The sequence below is a fragment of the Alteromonas sp. R7 genome (genome assembly GCF_055755235.1).
This window is the reverse complement of record NZ_JBVTQX010000005.1, coordinates 305,569-320,348: the sequence shown is the minus strand read 5'-3', so window position 1 is coordinate 320,348 and position 14,780 is coordinate 305,569. Positions and strand designations below refer to the sequence as shown.

The following is a 14,780-nucleotide window of genomic DNA, read 5'->3' as shown; positions in this document are numbered from 1 at the left end:
TGCTAGAAGGATTTGCTTATGAAAGATGTTACCAAAAATGCAATATTTAAAAGGCTTAACGGTGACTTTGAATATTATGCTCGTTATCAACGGATTAAACAAATTAGTTCAAGAGTTAGAGTGTCAGAGTATTTAATCACTACAGCGTGCAATATAAGGTGTAAAGGTTGTTGGTTTTTTGAATATGACTTTGACAAAAGAACAAAAGATTTGTCCAAAAAGGATGAAATTAAAAAGTTTCTTATCTCTGAGAGGAATAGAGGTATCAATACTAGTCTGATTATAGGAGGCGAGCCTACGCTCCATCCCAAAAGACTCGAATTATTTGCTGAGATTATGGAGTTTAATAGCATATCAACCAATGGTCTTAAAGCTTTGCCCAAAGAAGGCTTTAAGGATTTTTCGGTTTTAATCTCTTTGTTTGGTGGTGGCTCTCTAGACGATGACCTGCGAGCGATCAAACCTAACGGAAACTCCTTTTCGGGTCTATTTGAGACTGCTCTTAAGAACTATAAATATGATCCGAGAGCCCATTTCATTTTTGCAGTGACTGAAGATGGAATTGCTCATATCGAAGAGACAGTGAGAAAAATATCGGAAAATGGAAATACAGTCTCAGTTAATTTTTATAGTAAGTATGGTACGAGCGATCCACTCCGGACCAAGTACGAAAAAAGATTACTTGATGAAATTTTGCGAGTCAGGGAGTTGTTTCCAGAGACACTCGCTAGCCACCCTTACTACATTGAAGCTATGGTAACAGGGAAAAGTCACTGGGGAGATTTTGGATATGATGTTTGCCCCAGTGTGAGTGTAGACCATCCACAAAATGCTGAAAGAATTAAGAACGGTAATGCTGTACTTCCAGGATTTAATGCCTACGCCTCAGACTGCAAAACGGTAAACTTTTGCTGCACTTCAGGACATTGCGAGGATTGTAGAGACAGCCAAGCTGTAATGAGTTGGATAATGATAAATCAAAAGAGATTCGTCAAAGATGAAAATCTACTCAAAATATGGATTGAGATTGCAGAGAGCTATTGGCATCAATTTGTATGGGCTCATGATTTCCGCTATTCCGCGCCATCATTGCAAACTAGCGAAAATCTTAATCTGAGAAATCAGCACCATCTTCTAAAGGAGGTTGGCTAATGCAATCTATGCAAAGCGTTCAGGAGCAGAAAGAATATTTGCCAGACGTAGGCTACATCATTGAGTCCCAATTACTCTTAAGTGAGAAGGAAGTAGTAGATGGAGCCAAGTTCATTGGCGATTTAAATCCTGTACATAATGACCCAGATAACGAACAAACAATTCGTCTTGGAGGGATTATTGCAAGTGGCAGCCATATCACTGCAGTATTTTCCGCTCTTCTTCCTACTCACTTCATGAAATTTGGTCCTATGCTTGGAGCTCACATGGATGTAAAGTTCACAGCACCGATAAAACCCAATACAATCTACACTATGAATTGGGTTGTACAGTCAAAGGAGTATAAAAAGAGTCTCGGCGGTACAATTTACGCCAATGCGGGTACTATTATCGATCCAGCTGGCAATGTGACAGTTAGAGCAAACGCAAGCATCATCCTCTACTAGAACTATTTAGAGGGGTGTTGATTGCTAACCCGAAAACGCCCCTCAAGTTTACTTGTTATTATTCGTTCTGAAAATTCAGATGCCGTTGAAGCAGCGATGACAAAGCATATCTGCGGCTCAACTACTGTCCATGCTGATGAAAATGCCGCTTATGATGTATTGAGTGCATACTAAAATAGTACCGACTAAACACACCAGTCAATTGATCTACATGTATCAACTCTCGATATGTTTCTAATTGTTTTGAAGTATTCAAGTGTTTAACAAGTCATTGTTGAAGAGTTGAGAGAGATAGTGGCTTCTTTAGGAAGTCGGTAGCGCTCAATACCATTGATGTCTGGTAAGTAAACATCTAGCACAATGATATCTGGTTTATACAATTGGCAAAACTTAACTGCACTTTTACCGTTTGCAACAATACGGATTTTCTTTAATGCTGTGAGGTTGTTTGATATAAGTTCAGAAGTAATGGCGTCATCTTCAACAATCAGAAGTTGACCTGCGAGTAGCTTATTTACATCTTTAGACATGTGGACACCTCACAACTTTGTCTACTAGTAGTAATAGTCTTGGCGATGTCTACCATTAGTCAAAAGACTATTTCACTGTACGCGCAGTTATTGCTTGAACAAGCATGAGGGTCATTCTCACAGCAGAAGCTTTTATCATTTTAGTTATCTATGCCTATTTTTAATTATTTGGCAGTTTTTCGAAGAATTCACAAAAAGCGCGTTCATTTGGCCGTCATCATTCTGATGCCGATTTCGAGGGGATGGGCGCAAAACCCCTTCTTCCGCGGGTAGAGCAACAATTTTTAGGCTACCGTCAGACACAAATGAATTGTCTTCGCTGTCGGTATAACACTGAGATTCATTATTGCCGCCACCGTCGCAGTTTACTTCGTGAGTCCAGTTGTCATCGTCAATACTGTTCCCATCGAATTCGTCGCTCCATACCAGCTCCCAGTCAGAAACGGGTGCCGCAGGATCAACAACGTCGATGTCTGTAGATGTGGTTGCTCCGCCTCCACAGCCAAATAGGGTTGCGACTGAGATCGCGGCAGCTATCCGCGAAAGTTGAGATGCTTTTTTCGTCATTGTTTTCAGCCCTGATCTAAAGAAATTGGGTTTTTATGTAGTGGCAAATGCCACGTAAAAAGCTTTTTGTAAGCGCTTACAATTTAGGTCAAATAAAAATGGCTGTTTGAAAGCGCTTACATTACATTAAGCGACTGACACATAAAGATCAATACTGTTCTCAAAAAATTAACATTTGGCTGTCGGTCTTATTTTTGTTGTTTTTCTTTTATTTCCAAATAAAACAATAATATAAGTTTGTATTGGGAGGTGGGTTAAAATTTAAAGATGCTTGTTTCACTCACTATTTACAAATTGTCTCAGGGGCTTGTTAATGATCTGTGCTCGATATTTTGTTCGCACCTGGGTACACATCACGTTAAGCTCAATATACGATCACATGTGAGTTGTTATTATGCATCACCACAATCACAGTACTACCGCCTCCAATCATCATAAAAGTCAGCATCACGGCCATCACCACGGTACGCATGCTGAAGCGCTAGGCACAGATTCCACACGCATTGGATGGGCGTTCTGGCTAAATTTCATCTTTACTATTATTGAATTCATCGGGGGTTGGCTTACTAACAGTGTCGCCATAATGGCAGATGCTGTTCACGATTTAGGAGACTCTCTATCCATAGGTCTGGCGTGGTGTTTAAGTAAGCTCGGGAATAAAGCATCTACCGAAAAGTATACGTATGGCTTCAAACGGCTAAGCCTTATGGGAGCTATGATCAACGGCGTTATCTTGGTGATTGGCTCAATTTGGGTGTTGTCTGAGGCCATCCCTCGTTTATCTAACCCCGAAATGCCCGTTACAGAGGGTATGATTGGATTAGCGATCCTCGGTATTGTCGTGAATGGATTTGCAGCTTATAAACTCCACGGCGGTCATTCGATGAATGAAAAGGTGCTTAACTGGCACTTAATTGAAGACACGATGGGGTGGGTAGCGGTACTGGTAGTAGCCATTGTGCTCCATTTTGTTGAATGGCCTATACTCGACCCAATTTTATCTATTGGTTTTACGCTATTTATTTTGGTCAATGTTGTTCGGTATGTTGTGCAGACCATGTCTTTGTTTCTACAGGGCGTACCTGACTTGGCTACAAGGAATGCTATTAGCAACACGCTTTTGAAAATCGAGCACGTTGAAGAAATTCACCATGTACATTTTTGGTCGCTTGACGGAGAGCAGCACGTGCTTACTGCACACGTGGTAATAAACTGTGCAATAGACAATGACAAACTGAGAGCACTCAAAAAGGAAGTTCACGAGCGTTTAGCCCCCTTTGAACTTGCTCATACCACGATAGAGTTTGAGTTGCCGGGTGAGCCATGTCGTGATGATAATGACCATTTACACGCCCACTCTCATGAACACCAGCACGAAGAGATAAATTAATACTATTATTTGGTCAAAGGCGTTTGTTTTGATTTTCAGGGACTAACAGTCTGTAGTTGTGCAAAAAAGAGGGGCGTTCACACGCCCCTTTCAACACACACGTTTTTTAATTTATAACGAGATTAAAACCTTGCTTTAAATGCTACGCCGTAATAGCGATCTGCATCGCGCGGTATTTGATAGCGGAAGTTGTCGCCGCTATATGTGGTCGCGTAGCTTTCATCAAGCAAGTTCTTCGCAATCAAAGATACGCGGAAGGCATCGTCTTTGAATGAGAAGCTAACGCTTGCGTTAAGCATGCTGTAGTCTGGTAACAATGAGTGAGGATTGAATTCACCCGTGTTGCCTGGCAAGTCAGAGTACTGTTCATCGGTATAGATGTAAGACGCGTTGTAGTAAACGTCAAAACCATGCTCTGTTTCCATGAAGTACTCCGCTGACAGCGAGTATTTCATGTCAGGTGAGAATGGTACATCCAAGCCCGAACGGTCGGTACACTCTGCTTCTTCAGGACAATTAAATCTATCGATCTCAGCCTTGGTGTACGCAGCGCCACCGATTAGCGTTAGGTTGTCGGTTGCGTTCCACATAAAGTCTACTTCAACGCCTTGGGTCGTCACATCACCAGCATTGGTAAGGCGCGTAATACATGCGCCGTCAGAACAATCAAAGTTGTTTGCTTGGAAGCCTTCAATGTCGGTGCTAAATAGCGCGATATTTAAAAGTAGATCGCGACTTGCGTACTTATAGCCAATTTCGTAAGCGTCAGATTCTTCCGCGCCAATAGGGCGTCCGTCATTCTCTGGATTGAAGTTATAGTAAACATTGAAACCAGGGCCTTTGTAGCCTTGGGAATAGGTTGCATAAACCATTTGATTTTGGTCGAGATCGTATTGAACACCAAGGCGGCCAGACAAATTGGTTTCATCTACCACACCTTCTGCATCGGTGTTCTCGGTCGCAGGGCGAACGCCCACACCGCGGCGTCCATATTCGTCGTTACTTATACGACGGTGAGTGTAAGACACTTCATCATCGGTATAGCGAAGACCGAAGATAAGGCGTAAGTCATCGCTTAAGTCGTAGGTGCCATCTCCGTAAACGGCCCAGTTATTAAACTCAGTGCTCATGAATGCCGTGGCAGACACAATGTCGTTGGCATTACATGTCACACCTAGTGAATTAGCGTAAGCGTCTAGGTCAGAAAGTGCGTCTGTCAGCGCGTCTCCAGACAGGTTATTCTGCGCATAGAATGTCAGTGCTTGGTCAAGTTGAAGGTTATTGTTTTGGCAACTTGCATCACGAGTGAAGTTACGCTCTGAATCCATGTTCCAGTAGAACATACCGGCTAAGAAGTTGAATGGGCCAGCTAGGTTTGATGCAACACGGAATTCTTGAGAAAACTGACTCCATTCTTGCTCACCTACGTCATGCAGCTGAAACGGCACTCCAAATACTGGCTGGTCGCTGTCGCCAGCAATAGACGTAAAATCACCTTCGCGGAATTCTGTATTTTCCCACGAGCGCTGGGCAGTGATCGACGTGAAGGTGTAGTCACCAATGGTTTTGTCCACTTGTACGGAGAAGGCCGAGTGGTCGTCAATAGTGCGAGATTCGAAGTCATGATCAATTTGACGCTGCTCTAAATCGATACCGTCGGCAATGGTCTCACTGTTGGGTGCTGCCTTTGAGTCGGGATTTCGACCGCTAGATACGCCTTCTAAATCAGCACAACAGTCGTCATCCGCGCTGTAAATTTCGCTAATGAACTTTACTTTTAAATCATTGGTTGGCTCGTAAACCACAACTGCACGGGCACCTTCACGGTCATAGCCGTTTACTTTTTCATTGTTGTAAACGTTGTCGATATAGCCGTCGAATTTACCTTGGAAGACGGTTAAGCTGGCTGAAAGGTCGTCGGTTAAGCCACCACTTACTGTGCCTTTTAAACGGTATTCGTTATCTTGATAAAACTCAGTAGAAAGACTGCCTGTGAGCTCCTGAGAAGGATCTTTTGTGGTGATGTTTACCACACCAGCAGAGGCGTTCTTGCCAAATAAAGTACCCTGTGGACCACGTAATACCTCAATTCGATCTACATCGTACAAATCGGCAAACGCTTGACCAGAACGCCCTAATACAACGCCATCTACCACCGTGGCTACGCTTGGCTCTGCGGCGATACTAAATGAAATTGTTCCAATACCACGAACGGTTAAGGCTGAATTTCGAGTTGTTGTCCCTTTGCGGAAGCTCACAGAAGGCACAAGCGCTTGTAGATTTTCAACATTGTTAGCAAAGGCAGATTCTATCTGGTCACCGCGTAACACTGATACAGCAACGGGCACATCGCTGATGCTTTGAACACGCTTTTGCGATGTAACGACAATTTGTTCAAATGATTTATCATCTTTTGAGGCGTCGACTTGCTCTGTATCTGCCTCTTGCGCAAATGCATTGGTGTGAAGTAGCAATCCAGATGTCATAGCAAGGGTTACCGCCTTGCTGATGAGTGATCTCTTTGTATTCATGTTGTTCTCCAGGGTGTTTCGCTTATCACGCCCTCACTTACACCTTGCTACCTTTATTCGGATACAAAAGCATTTGAGCAAGTAATCGGCGTTTCGTTTTTTATTCTGGCTGCGTAGGGTACAGCGCTACGCGTATTATTCTTTCAATAGCAAAATTCAATAGCGTAAAAATACGGTCTTCTATATAAAAGATATCTTGCATCTGATGTCTTATATAAGAGTGGTTAAGTTAAACAATTGTTAAGCCGTTTGCAAACGTTATGTTAATTTTTTTGTGTTTTTTCTATACAAAAATGATGAAGGAGAGTTAGGCGTGCTGAGAAGCAAGGCGCTTCAAGCCTTGCTCATACTTTACTCGCCACCATTTCAGACTTATACCGATTGCCACGAAACATGTTGCCCACAAGCCGACTAGTGCAGGGACAAACGCGTTGCTTAGTCCATTCACAAAGCCTATAGGAGAGAACATCAGGTAAAGCGTTGCGATAAGGCCAACAAGCACGATGGCGCAGGGAATGGCATAGCGCCATGGCGTCATATTGACTTCAGCCTTTGCAGTGAAATGCCATGGAGTAGTCATTGGGTAGAGCCTGCCTATAGTCAACATAATAGCCAATTCAATAGCGAACAAAATGGCGTAGATATGGATAAAGTTAATATCGACTTCCCATACGAACTTTAGCAGTCCATAGGCAATTACGTGGAAGATAATCGCGACTTTTGCCGCCAGCGCAGGAACGCGTTTTGTAAATAAGCCAACAAGCACAATAGTGATAACGGGAATATTGTAAAAGCCGGTAAATATGCGAATGATTTGCCACAATCCTTCAGGGGCAAACATAAGCAGCGGCGCCGTGATAAAAGAAAGCACAGCAATAACAATACTGGTGATCTTGGCAACGCGAATAAGCTTTTCGTCGCTCACTTTGTCTTTTTTGAAGGGTTTGTATACGTCTAAGCAAAATAGGGTGGCAGCACTGTTAAGCAGTGAATTAAAAGAGCTAAACACCGCACCAAGCAATACTGCTAAAAAGAAACCCGACAAATACTGTGGGAGTACATCTTTAACTAAATGAGGATAGGCAAGGTCGATAGTTTGAAGATTTTCGTCTTGATATAAGTGATAAGCAATCACGCCTGGTAACATCATCATAAAGGGCACAAGCACTTTAAAATAGCCAGAGAACAACACCCCTTTTTGGCCTTCAACCAGATTTTTAGCGCCTAAGGTTCGCTGAATTACGTATTGGTTAGTACCCCAGTAAAACAAATTGGCTAAAATCATACCCGTGAAAATAGTACCAAAAGGAACAGGGTCGTCGGAACCACCTATAGCATTGAGCTTTTCAGTTTCCGTTGTAGCAATAGTAGATAGACCTTGGCTAAAGCTGCCGTCGCCTAAGGCCACCAAGCCAAGGACGGGAACCAATAAACCCACAATTAAAAGGCCAACTCCATTAATCGTGTCTGATACGGCTACCGCTTTTAAACCACCGAAAATGGCATAGAGAGCGCCAATCGTACCGACTATGACGATGGTAAGTACCAGTCCCACCTCATAGCTTACGTTGAAAAGCCCGGGTACATCAAAAAGCCTAAGCACGGCAATAGAGCCAGAGTAAAGCACCGATGGAATGGTAACTAACGAATACCCCACCATAAACAAAACTACCGTCATTCTGCGAACGCTATCGTCGAAACGGTCGCGTAAAAACTCAGGTAGGGTGGAGAAAGCGCCCGCTAAGTAACGAGGCAAGAAAATAAGCGCCATAATAATGGTAGAAATACCAGCGGTAACTTCCCACGCCATGGCGCTTAAGTTATACCCAAAGGCAGAGCCATTTAATCCAATAAGCTGCTCTGCGGAAAGGTTGGTAAGGATCATGGACCCAGCAATAAAAGTGCCGGTCAACCCTCTTCCTGCAAGGAAGTAACCGTCTTGCGTGTTTACTTCCCCTTTTGTTTTCATGTAAGAAATAACGGCAACCAGTGCCATAAATGCCATGCATGACAATAGGGTAAGGGTGATATCCATGAACTGCTCCTATGCGCTACGCTGGCCAATGTGTGGTGTTCGACATATCCATATCGGTATGTTGAACATCTGGGCCCATTACAATGCGACTGCCTTTTTGGATGAACACCGCCACATCGTTAAGCGCAAGTATTTCTTCTCTGTATTGCTCACCCTGCACGACTTCTTCGGTACCAAAACGTATCCATTCACCTTTTGGTAAGTAGTATTTAATTTTTCCGCCGGGCACCACGCAAGGCACAACAAGTAGGTCATCACCGCACATAAATTGTTGTTCAAAACCGTGCGAAAGCGGCTGTTCAGGGAAGGCTAACGCCATGGCGCGCTGAACCGGAAGTCCTGTTTGTGATGCTTTTTCTGCGGTTTGCTTTAGGTATGGAATAAGCTTATATCTTAGCTTAAGGGCCTCAAATACTGCATTGGAAGCGGCATCGCCGTAGGACCAGGGTTCACGAGGGCCAATACCGTGCAATCGCATGTGGGCACTAAACACTGACGCTTGTGCCCATCTTACGTAAAGTTCTGCATCTCGGGTGTCTTTGTAAAACCCGCCTATATCGGTAGCGAAAAACGGCCCGCCTGACATCCCCCAGGACAAACTGCCACGAATACTTGCGGCTAGGCCATGCCAGTCGGCTTGCGGGTCGCCGCCCCATTGTGATGGGTAGCGCTGACTTCCTGTCCAAGCTGAACGGCTAAATAGGAAAGGACCTGTTTTACAGTAAGCTTCTGCGGCTTCGTAAACACAACGGTTGTAGAGCATACTGTAAACGTTATGTAGACGATTACCTGAATCACCGCTATACGACAGCATGTTGTCGTCTTCAAGTTGTTCGCCAAAATCGGCTTTTATCATGTCCACGCCAAGGTCAAATAAAGGCTTGTGCGAGGTTTTCCAAAATTCGTAAGCGTCTGGGTGGGTAAAGTCTAGAATACCCGAGTCTGGTAGTGGCGTAAGCACTTCGCCAAAAGGGCTTAAATCCCACTCATACCGGTAAGCTTCTCCGGTTCGTTTGTCTTTTATCAGCCAGCCTTTATCAGCGGCTTTTTTGTATAGCGGGTTTTTCACTGAAATCATGGGGTATTCCCACACACAGATTTTAAAACCTAACGCTTTAAGTTCATCGATAACTGGCTGTGGATCGGCGTAGCGCTTAGGGTCCCACTCAAAAGCAAAGCGGGTATCTGTGTCTTGCCATGCGCGGCCATCAAGGGTAATAACATCGCAAGGCATATTCTTTTCGCGCACTTCGCGGGCAACGGCGAGTAGTTCGTCGGCGTCTTTATAATACGCTTTAGAAAGAATGACGCCTAAGCTCCAGGTCGGCGGCGTAGGGGCAAAGCCGGTGAGCTCGCTGTAGGCTTTAAGACTTTGCGCTGGCGAGTCTTGATGGAACAAGAACATGTCGAGTACGTTATCTTCAACTAAGCACACGTAAGCTCGCTGTGACCAAAGTGCGTAGCCGACTCCATGGGTGACGGGGGCTGGAGTGTGCACAAATAAATTCCAGCCTTCAGGACTCCATGCGTAAGGTGTGTTTTTATAAGACTTTTCGGCGTTTACGCCTAAAGCGTCGTGGTTGTATGAGCGAATTAGCTGGCCGCGTTTATCAAGCTTGCCCCATTTCTCTCCAAGACCATAAACGGCTTCGTCGTAGCTAAGCTCTAAACTTACTAACCAACCTTTGTCGGTTTTAGCGAATGGCGGCAAGCGATGCTGACGTACAAAGTGGCCGTCGGTGGCGCTTTGCTGAACTAAAACGTCATTTTTATACAGCTTGAAATGAAGAGGTGCGGCAAAAACTTCTAATCGATAGTCGCCTGCTACCAGGGTGCTGTGAGACTGATCACCGGAAAGTACTAGCGATAGCCTTTCCGGCGCTTGAGTAAGCATACCAAAATCATCTGCTGCATTTACGTCACTTTGAATGCGTAAACCAAACTGACTAATACTTAGACTCAACTCACCATATTGGGTGGGGACAATAAGTGTCTTATCATCCGACAAAAAGGGCTGCTCAGTAATGTCAGCGGCTTTAATATCGTTCCATTCTGGCTCATTTACACAAAACGCGTTACTCATTTCTACATTACCCTTCATGTCTTATATAAGACATAAGTTAATGAAATGTAACTTGGGTGTCAATCTGCAATTAGAAAATTATGAAGATTTAGATCCGCGTTCACTATCAAGCCGTCTTATATACTGATATTTTGGACAATAAGGGTTACGCCACTTAATGCAAGCATGGTCAAGGCTAACAGTCGGACAGCGGCAGCGGACACGCGAGCAGCGAGAATTCGTCCTAATCGCGTGAAAATTAAAATGACGGGAATGGCGAAAACAGCAGACAGAAACACTTCTGTTGAAGGCAAAGTACCAAACGGTATTATGGCAAGGCGTATAAGTGAGGTAACACTAAATACGGCCAGCAGTGTTATTCTGATTTCATTTATTGGCCAGGTTTGTCGATAACACTGAAATACCACAGGTGGGCCAAAGGTAGAAAAAAGACCGCCTAGCAATCCACCTAGAGCGCCAGCGATAGAAAAGCCGTATGCGCGACCAGATGGCTGTGCCCGCTTTCTTTTTATTAATAAAAGGCCGCAGCAGCTGAGAATAGCCAAGCCGAGCAGTAAATTGAGCCAAGTTGCCATCCCAACAGACAGGTATTCCAATAATGCGTAGCCTACCGCCATGAATGGTATACCGCTAACCAGTATAATAGTGAAAGCACGTCTATTTATTTGCTCCGTGTTTTTCACTACTAAGCTGATGGAATTGAAAAGACTTAGAAAACTCACCATAAAGGTGGTCGCCGTAAGCGGCAAGATGCCGAATAACGTAAAGCTTGATACCACCATAAGGCCAAAACCAAACCCGCTTAAGGTCTGTAGCAGTGTCGCAAGCCCTAATAGCGCAAACATGGGAAGCAGTGTTTCCAAAAGCATCACGTGTAATTCCTGCAATGTATGTGATTTATATCAAAAGTGCGCTATAACTCTTGTGTATGATATAACAACAAAAATTAAGCGTTTAGGTTAGGGTTCATGTCTTCATCTCAATTCGATCACAAACTCAGCGGTCCAAGTCTTGCCTTTCAGCCACTGTATCAACAAGTCGCTGAATACATTAAGCAGCTTATTGTCGAGCGCCGTTGGCAACCAGGCGAGATGCTACCTAGTGAGTTTAAGCTTGCTGACGAATTCAATGTTAGCCAAGGAACCGTTCGCAAAGCGCTAACATTGCTGACAGATACCAAAATTGTAACCCGTCGTCAGGGGGTCGGTACATTTGTTTCTGAGCATACGGCACAAGATGCGCTGTTTCGTTTCTTTCCGCTACAAGCTGACGGAAAAGGTGCTGACCTACCCAAAGCTGAACTGTTAAGTAAAGAGCTGGTCGAGCCAATTGAAAGTGTCCAAACTGCACTATCAATTACCGCTAAGGACAAAGTAGTGAAGCTTAAGCGTAGACGAATTCTCGATAACGAATTTTGTATGCTTGAAACTATTTATTTACCGTCTAAGCGATTTCCTGACATCGAGAAGCGAGAAGATATTCCGCATACTCTGTATCATTTTTATCAAACGGATTATAACCAAACTGTATTTAAGACCCGTGACAGCATTAAAGCGGTTTTGGCCTCAAAAAGTGATGCAAAAAGCTTAGGTATCGAAAAAGGAATGCCGTTACTTATGGTTACGCGCGTCACTGAGTCTATTGACGGTAAACTCATTGAATATCGTGAAAGCAAATGTAGAACTGACCACTACCATTACCAAGTTGAACTTGATTAATCCTTTGCTATCAACGCCAAACTGTTCAACCACAACGTTTTAAACGTCCGTTCCTATCAAATTGTTTCTTACCGACTCTCGAACACCTAGCATAACAAGGTAACGCTTTACCTTGTTATGCCACCGCTAGACATCTCTTTTTATTGCACTCCAAACTTTTCATTAAGTTTGTTAACACTTTGTTGACATCGGTATATCTGTGTAATAACTTATATCTTATACAAGACTAAAGTTTGAAGCTAAAGTTATACAAGAGCATACTGCAAAAGTAAACCGCGGCTTTTTATCTTTGCAGTACGTTTAAGAAAAAGTCCGTACTAGCTTAAAGCAACGAATTCTAAGGTGAATGAAACAATGAATAAGATACCAGAGGTAGGTTTTGGTTTTTGGAAGGTCGATACTGCCATATGTGCGGAAACCACGTACCAAGCAATTAAGGCTGGCTATCGACACTTAGATTGTGCCGCTGATTACGGCAATGAAAAGGAAGTGGGTGAAGGCATTAAGCGAGCGATTGATGAAGGCTTATGCACCAGAGAAGATCTTTGGGTTACTTCTAAACTATGGAATACCTTTCACGCCCCTGAGCACGTGGGTCTTGCTTTAGAAAAAACCTTGTCAGACTTACAGTTAGATTATGTAGACTTATACCTGATCCATTTCCCGATAGCGCAGAAATTTGTGCCTATCGAGACCCGTTATCCACCAGAATGGTTTTACGAACCTGATGCTGCCGAGCCTAAAATGGAACTCGCGCCCGTACCTTTGCATAAGACATGGGAGGCAATGGAGTCGCTTGCCGATAGCGGAAAAGCAAAACAAATTGGTGTGTGTAATTACAACACCGGTTTGCTTAACGACCTGATGAGCTATGCGCGTATTAAGCCAGCCATGCTGCAAATTGAATCTCACCCGTACCTTACGCAAGAGCGATTAATTCGTTTGGCAAAAGACTATGGTCTGGAGGTAACGGCCTTCTCTCCGCTAGGTGCCTTATCTTATCTAGAGCTTGAAATGGCTGATCAGGCGGAATCAGTGCTTGAGCAAAGCGTAGTAAAAGCCGCGGCAGAAGCCCATGGTAAAACGCCAGCGCAGGTTGTCTTGCGTTGGGGAATTCAGCGCGGTAACGCCATCATTCCAAAAACGTCAAAAGTTGAGCGTATGAAAGAAAACCTCGCACTTTTTGACTTCTCACTCAGCGACAGTGAAATGCAGGCAATATCTGCATTGAACGTAAATCGCAGATTTAACGATCCAGGGCACTTCTGCGAAGCTGCCTTTAACCGTTTCCACCCTATTTACGACTAGGAGTTAGCTATGAAAAACGTCAATGACAGCTCTGCGGTAGCCTACGCAAGTGTACCTACTCAGCACAATTATAACGGCGGTGTGTTCCCTGAAATAGTCGTGAACAACGAGGGTTGTACAACGGTAGAAGAGACCGTTGCATTTGTAAAAGCAAATCAATCAGAGCTTGAAGCAAAACTTGCAAAGTCGGGAGCACTACTTTTCCGAGGGTTTCCAATTGATTCCGCAGAGACCTTTGACGTTTTCTCAGCAGGCTTCGGCTATCCTAACTTTACCTATCAGGAGTCGTTGTCTAATGCCGTGCGTATTAACTTTACTGAGCGCGTATTCACAGCAAATGAAGCGCCGAAAGACGTAGAAATTTTTCTACATCATGAAATGGCGCAGACGCCTATTTCACCAAGCAAGCTGTTTTTCTTTTGTAAGACTGCAGCGGATGAGGGGGGAGCAACGCCTTTGTGTCGCTCAGACAAATTGTTTGAAGCATTGAAAGAAGAAAATCCGGCGCTTGCTAAAGACTTTAAAGAGAAAGGCCTTAAATATACGACTACTATGCCAGCAGCCAATGATGCCAACTCTGGCCAAGGAAGAAGCTGGAAAAGCACGCTAAGCGTTGAGTCATTAGAAGAGGCAGAAGCTAAATTAAAAGAGTTAGGATACACCTGGCAATGGTTGGAGGATGGTAGTCTAAGAGCCATTACGCCTGTCTTACCTGCGGTTATCGAACTTAGTGATGGCTCAGAAGTGTTCTATAACCAGCTAATAGCTGCGTATATGGGATGGAAAGGCGTAAGGGAAAACCCGTCGTCGGCAATTACTTTTGGCGATGGAAGTGCAATTCCTAAAGCCGGTTTAGAGCGCGTTGCAGAACTGTCTGAAACTTACACCTTTGACTTAGAGTGGCAAGATGGTGACGTGGCTATTGTTGACAATTACCGTGCAATGCATGGCCGCCGCCCTTATTCTGGCGAGCGAAAGCGCGTAGTGCTTGTTGCGCTTGTGGCCTCAGAGCGATAAAAG

At 44.1% G+C, this 14,780-nt stretch carries 12 protein-coding genes and 1 pseudogene; 7 read left to right on the top strand and 6 right to left on the bottom strand.

Translation table 11 applies throughout. From position 1 onward, the window contains the following. Positions 1 to 18: 18 nt before the first annotated feature. The 3 genes from AC0J2X_RS10700 to AC0J2X_RS10690 are packed head-to-tail and all read left to right on the top strand — an operon-like array spanning position 19 to position 1,772. A complete protein-coding gene (locus AC0J2X_RS10700; RefSeq protein ID WP_015068649.1) occupies positions 19 to 1,152 on the top strand; it encodes a radical SAM protein in 1,134 nt (377 codons plus the stop codon). Beyond that, positions 1,152 to 1,598, top strand: coding sequence for a MaoC family dehydratase (locus AC0J2X_RS10695; RefSeq protein ID WP_015068648.1), 447 nt, complete (start codon positions 1,152 to 1,154; stop codon positions 1,596 to 1,598). The genes AC0J2X_RS10700 and AC0J2X_RS10695 overlap by 1 nt, the downstream gene beginning before the upstream one ends. Positions 1,599 to 1,619: 21 nt before the next feature. Further along, on the top strand, positions 1,620 to 1,772 hold the full coding sequence (locus AC0J2X_RS10690; RefSeq protein ID WP_020742482.1) for a hypothetical protein: 153 nt from the start codon (positions 1,620 to 1,622) through the stop codon (positions 1,770 to 1,772). Between the two features lie 86 nt (positions 1,773 to 1,858). Here AC0J2X_RS10690 and AC0J2X_RS10685 read toward each other — a convergent pair whose 3' ends face one another. Then, a complete protein-coding gene (locus AC0J2X_RS10685; RefSeq protein WP_015068647.1) occupies positions 1,859 to 2,128 on the bottom strand; it encodes a response regulator in 270 nt (89 codons plus the stop codon). A 243-nt stretch (positions 2,129 to 2,371) separates the two neighbouring features. After that, a pseudogene (locus AC0J2X_RS10680) lies at positions 2,372 to 2,695 on the bottom strand (glycoside hydrolase family 16 protein); the annotation flags it as partial. 394 nt (positions 2,696 to 3,089) lie between these two features. On the opposite strand from AC0J2X_RS10680, the gene AC0J2X_RS10675 reads away from it, so the two are divergent. Next, the gene (locus AC0J2X_RS10675) at positions 3,090 to 4,085 is read left to right on the top strand and encodes a cation diffusion facilitator family transporter (protein ID WP_472996013.1); all 996 of its coding nucleotides are present in this window, start codon (positions 3,090 to 3,092) and stop codon (positions 4,083 to 4,085) included. A 122-nt stretch (positions 4,086 to 4,207) separates the two neighbouring features. On the opposite strand, the gene AC0J2X_RS10670 is transcribed toward AC0J2X_RS10675, so the two are convergent. The 4 genes from AC0J2X_RS10670 to AC0J2X_RS10655 form a co-directional block, all read right to left on the bottom strand. Then, the gene (locus AC0J2X_RS10670) at positions 4,208 to 6,616 is read right to left on the bottom strand and encodes a TonB-dependent receptor (protein WP_014951136.1); all 2,409 of its coding nucleotides are present in this window, start codon (positions 6,614 to 6,616) and stop codon (positions 4,208 to 4,210) included. A 307-nt stretch (positions 6,617 to 6,923) separates the two neighbouring features. Beyond that, positions 6,924 to 8,651 carry a solute:sodium symporter family transporter gene (locus AC0J2X_RS10665; protein ID WP_472996012.1) on the bottom strand — a complete coding sequence of 576 codons (1,728 nt, stop codon included), beginning with the start codon at positions 8,649 to 8,651 and terminating at the stop codon, positions 6,924 to 6,926. Positions 8,652 to 8,667: 16 nt separating this feature from the next. Beyond that, a complete protein-coding gene (locus tag AC0J2X_RS10660) occupies positions 8,668 to 10,734 on the bottom strand; it encodes a glycoside hydrolase family 31 protein (RefSeq protein WP_472996011.1) in 2,067 nt (688 codons plus the stop codon). A 116-nt stretch (positions 10,735 to 10,850) separates the two neighbouring features. Further along, the gene (locus tag AC0J2X_RS10655; RefSeq protein ID WP_014977677.1) at positions 10,851 to 11,603 is read right to left on the bottom strand and encodes a TSUP family transporter; all 753 of its coding nucleotides are present in this window, start codon (positions 11,601 to 11,603) and stop codon (positions 10,851 to 10,853) included. A gap of 99 nt (positions 11,604 to 11,702) precedes the next feature. Between AC0J2X_RS10655 and AC0J2X_RS10650 the strand changes: the two genes are divergently transcribed. The 3 genes from AC0J2X_RS10650 to AC0J2X_RS10640 all read left to right on the top strand — a co-directional run bounded on the left by AC0J2X_RS10650 (position 11,703) and on the right by AC0J2X_RS10640 (position 14,777). After that, a complete protein-coding gene (locus AC0J2X_RS10650) occupies positions 11,703 to 12,452 on the top strand; it encodes a GntR family transcriptional regulator (protein WP_014951132.1) in 750 nt (249 codons plus the stop codon). A gap of 354 nt (positions 12,453 to 12,806) precedes the next feature. Then, positions 12,807 to 13,760: an aldo/keto reductase gene (locus tag AC0J2X_RS10645; protein WP_472996010.1), complete on the top strand. Its 954-nt coding sequence runs from the start codon at positions 12,807 to 12,809 to the stop codon at positions 13,758 to 13,760. Positions 13,761 to 13,769: 9 nt separating this feature from the next. Next, a complete protein-coding gene (locus AC0J2X_RS10640; protein ID WP_014951130.1) occupies positions 13,770 to 14,777 on the top strand; it encodes a TauD/TfdA family dioxygenase in 1,008 nt (335 codons plus the stop codon). The last annotated feature ends 3 nt before the right edge of the window (positions 14,778 to 14,780 follow it).